At 62.7% G+C, this 13244-nt stretch carries 14 protein-coding genes; 5 read left to right on the top strand and 9 right to left on the bottom strand.

The genetic code is table 11. The annotated features are described in order from the left end of the window. Positions 1–81: 81 nt before the first annotated feature. Entirely contained in the window at positions 82–1773 is a 1692-nt protein-coding gene (locus tag AB3X89_RS30530; protein ID WP_368586601.1) for a Na/Pi cotransporter family protein, read from the bottom strand. A gap of 376 nt (positions 1774–2149) precedes the next feature. Here AB3X89_RS30530 and AB3X89_RS30525 point away from each other — a divergent pair, with 376 nt between their 5' ends. Further along, the gene (locus AB3X89_RS30525) at positions 2150–2890 is read left to right on the top strand and encodes a 3-ketoacyl-ACP reductase (protein ID WP_368586600.1); all 741 of its coding nucleotides are present in this window, start codon (positions 2150–2152) and stop codon (positions 2888–2890) included. Between the two features lie 108 nt (positions 2891–2998). Continuing rightward, positions 2999–3475 (top strand): Fis family transcriptional regulator, encoded by a 477-nt coding sequence (locus tag AB3X89_RS30520; RefSeq protein ID WP_368586599.1) that lies wholly within the window; start codon positions 2999–3001, stop codon positions 3473–3475. Between the two features lie 14 nt (positions 3476–3489). Here the strand turns inward: AB3X89_RS30520 and AB3X89_RS30515 are convergent, their stop codons facing one another. The 5 genes from AB3X89_RS30515 to coxB are packed head-to-tail and all read right to left on the bottom strand — an operon-like array spanning position 3490 to position 8919. Further along, complete coding sequence (locus tag AB3X89_RS30515; RefSeq protein WP_368586598.1) at positions 3490–4848, bottom strand: c-type cytochrome; 1359 nt, start codon at positions 4846–4848, stop codon at positions 3490–3492. Further along, positions 4848–5264 carry a hypothetical protein gene (locus AB3X89_RS30510; RefSeq protein WP_368586597.1) on the bottom strand — a complete coding sequence of 139 codons (417 nt, stop codon included), beginning with the start codon at positions 5262–5264 and terminating at the stop codon, positions 4848–4850. The genes AB3X89_RS30515 and AB3X89_RS30510 overlap by 1 nt, the downstream gene beginning before the upstream one ends. Continuing rightward, a complete protein-coding gene (locus AB3X89_RS30505; protein ID WP_368586596.1) occupies positions 5261–5902 on the bottom strand; it encodes a heme-copper oxidase subunit III in 642 nt (213 codons plus the stop codon). Before AB3X89_RS30505 ends, AB3X89_RS30510 begins: the two co-directional genes overlap by 4 nt. Position 5903: 1 nt before the next feature. Further along, positions 5904–7901, bottom strand: coding sequence for a cytochrome c oxidase subunit I (ctaD, locus tag AB3X89_RS30500; RefSeq protein WP_368586595.1), 1998 nt, complete (start codon positions 7899–7901; stop codon positions 5904–5906). Positions 7902–7929: 28 nt separating this feature from the next. Continuing rightward, positions 7930–8919 carry a cytochrome c oxidase subunit II gene (gene coxB, locus AB3X89_RS30495; protein WP_368586639.1) on the bottom strand — a complete coding sequence of 330 codons (990 nt, stop codon included), beginning with the start codon at positions 8917–8919 and terminating at the stop codon, positions 7930–7932. 468 nt (positions 8920–9387) lie between these two features. On the opposite strand from coxB, the gene AB3X89_RS30490 reads away from it, so the two are divergent. After that, positions 9388–9747 carry a tlde1 domain-containing protein gene (locus tag AB3X89_RS30490; RefSeq protein WP_368586594.1) on the top strand — a complete coding sequence of 120 codons (360 nt, stop codon included), beginning with the start codon at positions 9388–9390 and terminating at the stop codon, positions 9745–9747. Continuing rightward, complete coding sequence (locus AB3X89_RS30485; protein WP_368586593.1) at positions 9744–10019, top strand: hypothetical protein; 276 nt, start codon at positions 9744–9746, stop codon at positions 10017–10019. Before AB3X89_RS30490 ends, AB3X89_RS30485 begins: the two co-directional genes overlap by 4 nt. A gap of 200 nt (positions 10020–10219) precedes the next feature. On the opposite strand, the gene AB3X89_RS30480 is transcribed toward AB3X89_RS30485, so the two are convergent. Beyond that, a complete protein-coding gene (locus tag AB3X89_RS30480) occupies positions 10220–11185 on the bottom strand; it encodes a 2Fe-2S iron-sulfur cluster-binding protein (protein ID WP_368586592.1) in 966 nt (321 codons plus the stop codon). Continuing rightward, complete coding sequence (locus AB3X89_RS30475; protein WP_368586591.1) at positions 11182–12282, bottom strand: Rieske 2Fe-2S domain-containing protein; 1101 nt, start codon at positions 12280–12282, stop codon at positions 11182–11184. The genes AB3X89_RS30480 and AB3X89_RS30475 overlap by 4 nt, the downstream gene beginning before the upstream one ends. 181 nt (positions 12283–12463) lie before the next feature. Between AB3X89_RS30475 and AB3X89_RS30470 the strand changes: the two genes are divergently transcribed. Then, positions 12464–12964, top strand: coding sequence for a MarR family winged helix-turn-helix transcriptional regulator (locus AB3X89_RS30470; protein WP_368586590.1), 501 nt, complete (start codon positions 12464–12466; stop codon positions 12962–12964). 28 nt (positions 12965–12992) lie between these two features. On the opposite strand, the gene AB3X89_RS30465 is transcribed toward AB3X89_RS30470, so the two are convergent. Beyond that, positions 12993–13244, bottom strand: a 252-nt coding sequence (locus AB3X89_RS30465; RefSeq protein ID WP_368586589.1) for a zinc-binding dehydrogenase, incomplete at its 5' end; no start/stop codon positions are given.

The following is a 13244-nucleotide window of genomic DNA, read 5'->3' as shown; positions in this document are numbered from 1 at the left end:
CCACAAGTTTAACCGTCGTGCAACCCGCACCTACGTGTGCTGGCGATCAGTTCCGCGCGAATATATCGATCGCCCTTGAATCTATTGAAGCGCCGCCACGTTTTTCGCAATGGCCCGCGCAAACTGCGCGATCTGCCGGCCCTGCTCGATCAGATCCATCGCGAGCCGGAACGTGACGACGTCCGTCTTGTCGGCCAGCTGAAGCTTCGCGAGCACGACCTGACGCGCGGTCGCGGCGAGTTTCTCGATGCCGGCTTTCGCGTCGATGACTTTCGCCACTTCGTCCGGATCGGGCGCCTCGATCGTGCGAATCGCCTGCTCGAGATTGCGGATCACCGCCTCGGAAAACTGCGTGGTCGCCGCATCGCGCAGGCGCAACAGGTCGATCTGCTGCGTCATTCGCTGCTGCGCGACGCTCAGCAGCGTCGTGCCGACAATGCCGCTGATGCTCTCGAGGTGACTCGTGACCTGCGTATAGCCGACCATCTGCTGACCTTCCTCCTCCGAGTGTTCCCCCTTCGACAGGCGGCCGATATATTGAAGAATCTCGAAGGAAAGCCGGTCGCTTTCCTTGTCCTTATCGAGCATCTGATTGATCTCTTCCATCGTGCCCGTCGACACCATCTGGGAGCCGCGTTGCACGACTTCGAGCACCTGCATGCCGAGCCGGGTCAGCTCGATACGCACGCGCTGCAATCCAAGCGCCGGCACCGTCAACACCGACTCGTCGAGATACTGCGGATCGCCCGCCGGTTTGGCGGGCTTCGCGCGCTGCGGCACGACAAGTTGCGCGAACCGCGCGATCGGACCGGTAAACCAGATCAGCAGCAGCGTGTTCGCTACGCTGAACAGCGTATGCACATTGGCTACCTGGCGCGGCGCCTCGGCCGCGAGGCGCTCGAGGCCCTGCAGGTCCGGATGCGACGGCGATATCCAGCGCACGAATTCCGCCATCTGAGGAATCAGGAAGAGCGCGATCACGACGCCGAGCACATTGAACACCAGATGCACGACGCCCACCTGCACCGCCTCCGGCGGCTTGCCGATCGAGGCGAGCAAGGCCGTGCCGCAGGTGCCGACATTCGCGCCCAGAATCAGCGTAATAGCGGCTTCGAGCGGCATCAGGCCCTGCCCGCTCAGCGCAATGACGACCGCGAGCGTCGCCGCCGAGCTTTGCACGATCGCGGTAAAGACCGCCCCCACGATGACGCCGACGAGCGGATTGCGCATGTCCTGCATCGCGTCGATGAACGGCTGGTACGTGCGCAACGGATGCGTGGACTCGCCCATCAGCTGGATGCCCATGAACAGCAGCCCTAGCCCCAGCACGACGCGGCCGATCTGCCGCAACACCTCGCGCGGGGCAAACGCGTGCAGCACGAAGCCGATCGAGAGCATGTAGGGCGTCAGACGCGAAACGTCGAAGGCGATGATCTGCGCGGTGATGGTCGAGCCGATGTTCGCGCCCATGATCATCGGCACCGACTGGGCAAGTGTCATCAGGCCGGCGGACACGAAGCCGACCATCAGCACCGTCGTGATGGTCGACGAGTTCAGCAGCGCGGTCACGATGGCACCCGCCAACACGCCACGAAACCGGTTCGCGGTCAGCACGCCGATCAACGACTGCAGTTTCGATCCCGCGATCGCCTTGAGCCCGCCGGTCAAGAACTCCAGCCCCAGAAGAAACAGTGCGAGGCCGCCGATCAACAGCCCGAAGATCCCAAGGATGTTCAACTTGTCGGGATCGATGTCAGCAAGATAATCAGTCATCCGATGTGCCTCTGATGATCACACGAATAGATGTGAGAGCAAGGGACGGCTTCGCACCCCGGACCGACGACCGTGGCGGCGGTCTGCCGCACTGTGTCCGGGGCAGCTACTTAAGGCTAACGCTAAGGGTATGAGGAAGACGGCGCGCAGGCAAGGACGGGAAAGCGGCCGGCGGCAACGAGACACCGGAGTTCGCAAAGCATTCGACCAGTAGTCAACGCGATTCATTGCCTCGTCAAACAACGATTCCTGCATCCGAATTGACAGTTAACCCGTAGGTGAAAATGCCCATCGTCCGGGCCGATTGCCGCTGCCAATAATAGGTCCATCCTCCAATCAAACTTGCTCAACTCACCCTAAACAAGAAGGAGGACTTATGGCAAATCGTGTTGCATACGTAACCGGCGGCATGGGTGGTATCGGAACCGCCATCTGCCAGCGCTTGCACAAAGAGAACTACACCGTCATTGCGGGCTGCGGACCGAACTCGACCCGCAAAGCCCGATGGCTGGAAGATCAGAAAGCGCTCGGCTTTAACTTCATCGCATCGGAAGGCAACGTCGCAGATTGGGAGTCCACCGCGAAAGCGTTCGAGAAGGTCAGGAAGGAAGTCGGTGAAGTCGACGTGCTCGTCAACAACGCGGGCATTACGCGCGACGGCATGTTCCGCAAGATGACGTACGAAGACTGGCAAGCGGTGATCGACACCAATCTCACGAGCCTGTTCAACGTGACCAAACAGGTCATCGAGAGCATGGTCGACCGGGGCTTTGGGCGCATCATCAACATCTCGTCGGTCAACGGCCAGAAAGGCCAGTTCGGGCAGACCAACTACTCCACGGCCAAGGCCGGCATTCACGGCTTCACGATGGCGCTCGCGCAGGAAGTGGCGACCAAGAACGTGACGGTCAACACCGTGTCGCCGGGCTATATCGGCACCGACATGGTCAAGGCCATCCGTCCGGAGGTGCTGGAGAAAATCGTCGCGACGATTCCGGTACGGCGTCTCGGCACGCCGGAAGAGATTGCGTCGATCGTCGCGTGGATCGCGTCGGATCAGGCGGGCTTTGCGACCGGAGCGGATTTTTCGCTGAACGGCGGTCTGCATATGGGCTAACGGGAACGGCGCCGCGTGGGATGCGGCGCAGCCGTCTTCCGTTATCGACGTTGTCAGGTTCCGTGATGGTTTAGCGGCCCGGCGCAAGCCGGCCGCCTCAGTGAGCATATGACCAGAAAAGCGAGCCGTACTCGCGCCGCACCCGCGAAGTCGCCGCGCACCCGCCCGAAGGCGATGCTGCGCCCGATCGTGCCTGCCAAAGCGGGCGAAATCTCGCTCGACTATCACATGACGCTCGAAGCATTACGCAGCGGCGTCGCCAATCAATATCACGTCGGCAGCATGGCGCAGGCCATTTACATGGCGATGCTGCTGAATCAGCGCGGCTATGGTTCGGCCGTACCCGAGTTGTTTCGCGACGCGGAGGGCGTGATTCTGCGCTGCCGCCAGGCGGGACTCGAAACCGGCATCTGCGTGGTCGATCACGACGCTTTCGCGCTGCTCGGCCAGGTCCTCACGCTCTTCGATGAGCAACTCGCGGTGGCGCCAGTGGGAGAGTTGATCGCGGTCAACGCGAAGCTGAAGACCCTGTTCAGCGCCGCCAATGGCCACCGTGACGTCGACGGCGACGAGAACACCGCATAACGACGTGTTGGCACTTACTTGTGCAATGCGCCGCGCACATTCGACACATCGTTTCGCGTGACCGGTCCGGCCGCGTTTCCCCATGTGGTCCGCACGAACGTGAGCACACGGGCCATTTCGGTGTCCGTCAGCTTGCCGGCGAAAGACGGCATCTTGTGCGGCTCCGGTCCCGACTCGGTGTGCGGACTGCCGCCGCCCTCGACCAGCAACCGCACCAGTGACGCGCTCGATGCCGACAGCACCGCGGGGTTGCCCGCGAGGCGCGGATACTTGTGCGGCACCCCTGCCCCGTCCATCTGATGACAGCGCGCGCAATACGACGCATAGATGCCCGCGCCGGGTCTCTCGACGTCGCCGGTTTTCAGCGCCTGCACGGTTTGCTGGGCAGCGTTGGAGCCTGCGTTGAAATTGCCGCTCGGCGCGCGCGGCGGCAGGCTCTTCAGATACGCGGCGATCGCCGCGAGATCGTCGTCGTTCAGGTATTGCGTGCTGTCTTCGACGACCTGCACCATGCTGCCGAACGTGATGAGTCCGCCGCCGTGGCCGTGTCGAAGGAAGTCGACGATGTCGGCCGCGGAACTGCGGCCGAGCCCCGAGCCCGGGTCGGCGCTCAGGTTCGGCGCGAACCAGTGGTCGTTGGTACCTCCCGTCAGATAGGCCGATGCCGACTCGTCATAGCCGCGCTCTTCGTAGGCGGGTCCGCGCGGCGTGTGGCAAGCGCCGCAATGGCCAAGCGATTGCACCAGATACGCTCCACGATTCCACTGCGCGTCATGTTTCGCATCGGCCTTGAACTGGCCTTTCGGTGCGAACGCCCAGTCCCAGAACATCAACGCCCAGCGCTGATTGAATGGAAACGGCAAGCGCGTTTGCGGGGCGGGCACCGCGACCGGTTGCACGCCGTGCATGAAGTAGGCGTAGAGCGCGTGCATGTCGTCATCGGTGATCTTCGCGAACGACGGGTACGGCATCGCCGGATAAAGCCGCTTGCCCCCGGGCGCGATGCCCTCGCGCAACGCGCGGGCGAAGTCGTCATAGCTATAACGGCCGATGCCGTATTGCGGGTCCGGCGTGATGTTCGACGTATAGATCGTGCCGAACGGCGATCCCATGCCGAGCCCGCCGGCAAACGGCGGCGTAGCTTCAGGCTCCGCGCCCGGATGCGGGACGCGCGGCGCGGCGGTGTGGCAACCGGCGCAATCGGCGGCTTTGGCGAGATATGCGCCGCGTGCGATCTGCGCGGCGTCGGTGGATGCGCCCGGTGGGTTCGCTGCGGCGTCGGCCGCGCCGGCCGCGTTTGCCGCCGCTGCTATCGTCAGCGCGCATGCGGCCACGATGCCGTATCCAACCGTGTCGAGAACGCCGCGCTTCATCACCACCACCTGCACGGCGACACGATCGCGACCGCGACATCCGTAGCGATCAATGCGAACAGAAATAGCATGCTGGTCATCACCGCGACGTGCGTCAGAAACCAGTCGAGTTCGGCGCGCGTGCGGCGCTCGCCGTTCAGCGCGCCGAGTTTCAGCGGCGCGACGCGGCGCAGATTGCGCCATGCGACCCAGGCGCCGAACGCGCCCGCGACCAGGCACACCGTGCCGAGCGCGACGATCGCCGGACGCATCCACGACACGAGCGGCGCGCCGAGCGGATGGTTGTGCGGATAGCAGGCCTGCGCGGCGAGCGTCTCCGCGAGCATCATCTGCAACAGCCACGCGAACGGCGCCGCGAGCAGACCGATCAGCACATAGCGCATCGAGATGTGCGAGTCTCGGGGCACCGTCGTCATGACCACTCCTGGAACAGATACGGCGTCAGATACAGTGTGCTGAAAATGAACAGCCACACGACATCGACGAAGTGCCAATACAGCCCGCCGATCGACAGCGCCGCGCAGCGCTTGTCGTCGAAATAGCCGAGCGCGGTCCAGATCGCGAGCAAGGTCAGCACGACGATTCCGACCAGCACGTGCGCCATGTGAAAGCCGGTAATCGTGAAGTACAGCGAGCCATACTGATGCGAGGTCAGGCCATAAGGGTGGTTGTGCCACTCGCGCAACTGAATGCCCATGAAGATGCAGCCCAGCACGATGCCCGCCGCCATCGACGCGACACCGAGTCGCAGCCGCCGCCGGCGCACACAGCGCTCGCAGAACCAGACGAACACGCTGCTCGACAGCAGAATGACCGTATTCGCGCTGCCGAGCCCGAGCTTCGGCAATCCCTCGGGGGGCCAATGCTGCTGGCTTTGCGAGGCCAGATACAGATACGAGAAGATCAGATAGCCGAACAGCGCGCCTTCGGTCGCGATCAACGTGAAGCAGCCCCACCAGCCGCTCGATCGCTCGCCCGCGCTGCCAACCGGCAATGCTCGCGCGGTCTGGTCCGGTTCGCTCGATGCGCGATTGAAGTTGAGTGCATCGCTCACGTCAGCCTCCCGCATCTTCGACCGCGACCGGCTCGCGCTGGATCAGCGCGCGCTCGGGCCACAGCCACGTGATGATCGACACCGCGCAACCGGCCAGCATCGCGCCCACGAAAACCCAGGCGGTCAACGCGAGCCCCGTGAACAGCAGCGCGGCAAAGACCGCGAGCCAGAACGGCGCGTATGAGTCTTCGGGCATCTTCAGAATCACGTCGGGACTCGCTTCCAGTGCGGTCGTGCCCAACGCTTCACGACCTTGCGCGAGCAGATAGCCTTCGTCGAGTTGCGAGCGCGCTTGATCCGCCTCGCCCGGCTCTTCGACGCGCCCTTCCCACAATGGATGCCGGCTCGCGAGCGTCGGCACCACCGCGAAGTTGTACGGCGGCGGCGGCGAGCTGACCGACCATTCGAGCGTCGGCGCATCCCACGGATTGTTGCCGGCGGGCTTGCCGCGCTTCAGGCTCACCGCGATATCGATCAGAAACAGCAGCACGCCGGCCGCAAACAGGAACGAACCGAGCGACGTGACGAGGTTCACGGTGTTCCAGCCCATGTCGGCGGGATACGTGTACATGCGACGCGGCATGCCGAGCAGTCCCGCGATATGCATCGGAAAGAACGCGACGTTGAAGCCGATGAACAGCACCCAGAACGCGAGCTTGCCGAGACGCTCGTTCGTCATCCTGCCGGTGAACTTCGGAAACCAGAAGTAGATGCCGCCAATCACTGGAAACACATTGATGCCGAGCAGCACGTAGTGCAGATGCGCGACGACGAAGTAGGTGTCGGTGAGTTGCCAGTCGAACGGCACCGCCGCGGTCATCACACCGGAGACACCGCCGATCACGAACAGCAGCACGAAGCCCGCGAAAAACAGGAACGGCACGCGATACACGGGGCGGCCGGTCCAGATCGTCGCGACCCACGCGAACGTCGCGACCGCGCTCGGCACCGCGATCACCATGCTGGCCGAGCCGAAGAACGACAGCGCGAGCGCGGGGATGCCGGTCGCGAACATATGGTGAATCCACACGGCAAAGCCGAGCACCATCGTTGCGACCGTCGCCAACGCGACCGGCCCATAGCCGACCAGCGGCCGGCGGCAAAAGACCGGCAGCGCATCCGACACGATGCCCATCGCCGGCAGCACGACCACATAGACCCATGGGTGCGCGAAAATCCAGAACAGGTGCTGCCATAACAACGGACGCCCGCCATTGAGCACGTCGAAGAAATGCGTGCCGATGCGGCGGTCCATCCACAGCATCAGAAATGCGAGGCTCACCGAAGGCACCGCCAACAGATTGCCGCCCGACGCGGTCAGCGTGCCCCACACGAGCACCGGCACGCGATCGAGCGACATGCCCGGCGCGCGCATCCTCAGCAGCGTGACGACGAAGTTCATCGAGCCGACCGTCGTCGAAATCCCGAGCAGCACCATGCCGAGCGCATACACGTCGATGTTCGGGCCGTTGCTGTATTCCAGCCCGGACAGCGGCACGTAGTTGAACCAGCCTGCGTCGGGGGCCTGACCGGTCGGAAAACTCGCATACAGGAAGATGCCGGCGAACAGGAACACCCAGTACGACAGCGCGTTCAAGCGCGGAAAGGCCATGTCGCGCGCGCCGAGCACGAGCGGCCAGAGGTAGTTCGAGAAGCCGGACAGGACGGGCAGCGCGTACAGAAAGATCATCGTCAGTCCGTGCATCGTGAACAGCTGGTTGTACTGTTCGGGCGTGAGCACCGTTGCGTTGGGGCGCGCCAGTTGAACGCGCATGATCAGCGCTTCGACGCCGCCCATCAGCAGGAAGACGAATGCGGTCACCAGGTAGCGCAGACCGATGGTCTTGTGATCGACCGTCGAGAACCAGCCGCGCCAGCCGGGCCGCGACTCCCAGATTTCGCGCAGCCGCTTTTCCTGCTCGCTGCCGGGCTCGACGCGGCCGCGCCGCGGCGTGCGTGTCAGTGCGGGCACTGAAGCGGAAGCGGGATGTTCGGACATTGAGCGGGCTCCTCGAGTGCGATGCGCTTCAATGCAGCGTCGCCAGATACGCCGACAACGCGGCGGCCTCGCTGGTGGTCAGCGCGATACTGGGCATCAATCCATCGGGTTTGATCCTCTGCGCGTGCTCGATCCAGTCGAGCAGATGGTCGGGCGTGTTGCTAAGCGCGCCTGCCGCGATCATCCGGCGCGAACCGAGATGAGTCAGATCGGGCGCCTGCACGCCGTTGGCCTTGGTGCCGCGAATCGTGTGGCAGCCGGCGCAGCGCTCTTCGAATAGATGCCGGCCGGCCGCGACCGCTGCGTCGCCGGTGGGCACGCTGGCCGCGCGTCCCTGCGCGTCGCGCCACGCGTTGAAGGCGGCGGTGTCCTGCGCGATCACTTCGAACGCCATATGCGCGTGCTGCGCGCCGCAGAACTGCGAGCACTGCCCTCGATAAATGCCGGGACGGTCCGCCTGAATCCACTGCTCGTTGGTTTGCCCCGGAATCGTCTGCGTCTTGCCCGCGAGTTGCGGTACCCAGAACGCGTGCACGACGTCCGCGCTTTTGAGCTGGATCTTCACGGGGCCACCGACCGGGATGTGAATCTCATTCGCGGTACTGAAGTTGCGGGCCGGGTTCGGATCGTCGCTGTAATCGGCTTTCCACCACCAGTCGTAAGCGGTCACGGTGATCGTCAATTGCGGATACGACGCGGGCGACGCCACCGACTCGAGCGTGACCAGTGCATAGGCCAGCATCCCCAACAGCACGACCGACGACACCGCGGTACCGATGAACACCCAGCGGATGCCGCCGGGCTCGGCGCTCAGCGCATCCTCTTGCGTCGCGGGACGCTTGCGGACCATCGCGCCGATCAGCAGACCGGCGACGATCAGCGTGACCAGCGTCACGATCGCGGTGAAAACCCAGCCGAGGTAAAGCGTCGGACGGGCCGCCGGGCCCGCCGCGTGCAGGAAGTAGTTCAGCGGTGCCACCGGGTTTGCGTGCGCGGAGCTTGCGGACGCGATATCCAGCGCCGCTAACGACGTGACGCTGCCGCGCCTGATGCGCCGTCCTGGCGTTCCGGATGCTTGCGCTGCTGCCACTGGGGACCCCGCTGGTGATTAGCTTTCAACACGCGTCGTCCCCCTGCGAACGAGACGACGCTTAAGCAGGCCAGCAAAAATCAGGCCGCGTGTGCGGCTGACGGGAGCGGGTCAGTAGAAGGGTGGATTCGCTCGGTCAGGCGAGCTGTCGTGTAAGCGGGAGTTGCTGCCGTGAAGAATTTGTTTTAATAGTTGCCTTCTCAAAAAAAATCGCCTCTAGAATGCCGCTCTGCATAACTTAGTTATTTATGAGTTCACTGTTATCGGACAATCTGGAGGACAGGCGTTTCAATGCACGTTCGAATTGAATGGTAAGCCAATGAGCGAATTAGGATTGGCGCTCTATCGTTTCCTGCATACTCCGGGCAGGGGAGTTATATCAACAAAGCGGCTGGAATGTGCACGCCGAAGATCGGCGCCATTCCGGTCGGCCGATATTTTATTTTTAACCGAAGATCCGGCGGCATTCTTGGGCCATGGAAAGATCGGCTTAATCTGAATGGCAATAACAAGAGCGAATGGTTCGCGCTCCACGCGATCGACGCTAATATTGACGACGATAAAGTCTTATGCGACGGCATTATTCGTGGCCAGTTCCGATTGCATCCGAAGGGTCGATTGGGGAGGAGCGAGGGCTGCATAACTATCGACCGACTTGCAGACTGCCATCATATCCGTTCGATATTTACCAACACGCCGAAAGTATCAGTTCCTGGATCGGAACTTAAAGCGTACGGTGAAGTGACGGTGAAATGAAAAAACTTTTAATCTGCCTCGCAGTCGGTTTCGGCTTACTGCTCGCAATCTTTGCCAATGCGCTGTGGTGGATGATGAATCCAGAAGCGCCCCTGAACTTTTCGAATCCGATATGGAAATTGGCGGTTCGTATGTACGGGGTCAAGACGGCATACCAAGAATCCGACCTGGCGTTTCTCATGTCGTCGGCCGGAATCGTGCTAGGTTTTGCCGCAGCAATTCTGCTTGTCTGGCGAAGCAAGAAACGTGGTCAGCGAAAGCTTGACGACTAGCCATCTTACGGTGGAAATAATCGCTGCCTCCGCATCAAAAATTGCGTCCTAAGCCCGCCGACCAGCGGGCTTTGTCGTTCTCCGAAAAAGCGATTGCACACCACCCGGCGTTGAGTGTGCGCACGGTTAGTTCGTCGGACTCCGAGGGGAAAGGGCAATAAGCGGTATGACGGGCGACCCGCCCCGTCGTCCGCAAAAGATCACAGGTCGAGCACCAGCAGCGGCGATTTCGCGCGCGAGCAGCACGGCAGGAACTGATCGTTCGCCGCGCGTTCCTCGTCGGTCAGATAGGAATCCTGGTGATCCGGCTCGCCAGACAGCACTCGCGTCAAACAGGTACCGCACACCCCCATCTCGCACGACGTGATCACTTCGACGCCATGCGCGGCCAGCGCCTGCACGACCGTGCATTCGGGCGGGACGTCGATCGTCGCGCCGCTGCTCGCGATGCGCACCTGGAAGCTGCCGCCCGTCGCCGGCTGATTCGCGGCCGCGCCGAAAAACTCGTAGTGCAGCCTGTTTTCCGGCCAGCCCTTGGCACGCGCGGTCTCGAGCACGAAATCCATGAAGCCGCGCGGGCCGCAGACATACAGATGCGTGCCGGGCGGCGCATCGCTTAGCGTCTGCTCGATATCGAACGTCGAGCCGCCCGGATGATCATCGTGATGAAGCTGGACTGACTTCGCGAAGCCAGCTTGTGCAAGACGCTCGACGAACGCCGTGCGTTCCTTCGAGCGCGTGCAATAGTGCATGTCGAACGAAGCGCCCGTGGCGGCGAGCCGCTCGGCCATGCAAAGAATCGGCGTGACACCGATGCCGCCCGCGAGCAGCAGATGATGTGCCGCATCGTCAGCGAGCGCGAAATGATTGCGCGGCGCGCTGATCTGCAGGCTATCGCCTTCGCGAAGCAAATCGTGCACCGCTTTCGATCCGCCGCGTCCCGCTTCGTCGCGCAGCACCGCGATCAGATAGCGATGCGTTTCGCGCGGATCGTTGCACAACGAGTACTGACGCACGAGCCCGTTGGGCAAATGCACGTCGACGTGCGAGCCGGCGTCGAAAGCGGGCAACGCCTGACCGTTTTCGCTCGCGAGTTCAAAGCTCGCGATACCGGGCGCTTCGTCGCGCCGGCGCACGACCACCACATTCAGCACGGGATGATTCATGTCGCCGTCCGCACCGGAATCACGCGCGTCACTTCGGCCCGGGGCGCGCCAGCCTGCGGCGCGCCCGTCTCCGCGCGCTCCTGCGCGACGAGCCGATCGATCACGCGACGCGACATCACACCGCCCGCATCGATATTGAGTTTCAGCAGATTGCGCTCGGGCCAGCGCAGCAGGTTCTGCTGCTGACGTTCGAGCATCTCCAGATCTTCACTGAAGATCTTGCCCTGTCCTTCGCGGATGCTTGCGGTCAGCGCGGCATCGTCGGGACGGAAATTGCGCGCCATACCCCAGAAATACCAGATCGATGTTTCGGTTTCCGGCGTGATGAAATCCACCACGATCGACGACGCCTTCTTGTCGGCCGGCGCGTGGTAGCCGCCATGTCCGGCATGCGCGACGCCCACCTCGATCAGCACGTGACTCGGCGGCGTGAAGTGGCAGATCTGCCAACGGTCGACGGGCACGTCGTCGGCGAGACCGTTGCCGCGCAACGCCATCTTCCAGAACGGCGGCGCGGCGACGTTTTCCATGAAACGGCTCGTGCGCACGGTATCGCCTTCGGCCACCGTCTTCGGCGCGGCTTCGTCGATTTCCTTTTGCCCGATGCTGTTCGCGTGCACATAGGTCTCGTGCGTCAAATCCATCAGGTTGTCGATCATCAGCCGGTAATCGCAGCGGATGTGGTAGAGCCCACCGCCATACGCCCATTCGGAACTCTCGGCCCATTCCAGATGATGCAGCTTGGCGGCATCGGCCTGCGCCGCATCGCCGGGCCACACCCAGACGAAGCCGTAGCGCTCGATCACCGGATAGCTGCGAATCGATGGAAAGCCATTGACGCGTTGGCCCGGCATGCCGGTCGCCTTGCCCTGACAGCCCATTTCGAGGCCGTGATAGCCACACACGAGCGTGCCGTCGCGCACGAAACCGAGCGACAGCGGCGCGCCGCGATGCGGACAGAAGTCTTCGAGCGCCACCACGGCGCCTTCCGCGTTGCGATAGAAAACCATCGGCTCGCCGCAGATCGGCCGGCCGAGCGGCTTATCCGCGACTTCATCGGGCATGCATGCGACGTACCACGCGTTCTTGGGAAACATGTCAGTGTCACTCCTTGTTGTTAGTTCGCGCACTTCATTCAGTTCACTCATTGAGATTCAGTGTACTCAATGAGCCTTTAATGATTAAATGAAGGTTTTCCCCTAGACCAACTTTCAATCAGGTAACACGAAGACCAGTTTGCCATTCGCTCCGGAAAGGCACGAGGCCTTCAGAACTAATATGGTCACTTCAACCGATACCAGCACTTCCGCGATCAGCATCGATCTGTACGACCAGCCCGGCCATCTGATCCGGCGCGCGCATCAGATTTCCGTGTCCATGTTTCATGATCTGATCGGGCGCGAGGTGACGCCCGTGCAGTATGCGGTGCTCAGAATGCTGCAGGAATTGCCCGGACTCGATCAGGTCACGCTTGCGCAGCGGGTCGGTCTCGACACGTCGACCACCGCAGACATCGCGGTGCGGCTCGAAGCGAAAGGCTGGATCGTGCGCGAAGTGCTGCCGCGCCGCCAGCGTCGTCTGTTGCTGACGCCGGCCGGAGAGCAGTTGCTCGATGAATTGATCCCCGGCGTCAACGCGCTCAATCACGGCCTGCTCGACGGCATGGGCGACGAGGATGCGCGAGAGCTATTGAGGCTATTGAGAAAGTTCGTGCATCTGAACAACGATCAGAGCCGGGCGCCGCTGCGCAGTGCGAGCGACGACGCGACGCCGAACTAGCCCCCTGGCATCCTCCGCGCTCTCAGTGCTACGGCGCGACCTCCACCACGATCTTGCCGCGCACGTGGCCTTTCGCGAGCCGTTCGAGCGCGTTGGCCGTGGCATCGAACGAAAACCGTTCGGCGACCACGACACGCACGCTGCCGTTATTGATCAACGAGGCGATCTCGGTCAATTGCCGCCCATCGGGCCGCGCGGTATAACGCGCGGCCCGCGCGCCATGGCTCGACGCCTCGGTCTGCGACGGCTCGTTGAGCGTCGAGATCAGCGCGCCGCCGGT

It is taken from the genome of Paraburkholderia sp. BR14320, assembly GCF_040948665.1.
GTDB classification, from domain to species: Bacteria; Pseudomonadota; Gammaproteobacteria; order Burkholderiales; family Burkholderiaceae; genus Paraburkholderia; species Paraburkholderia youngii.
Note: the sequence above shows the minus strand (reverse complement) of the source record. Positions and strands in the feature narration are given on the sequence as shown.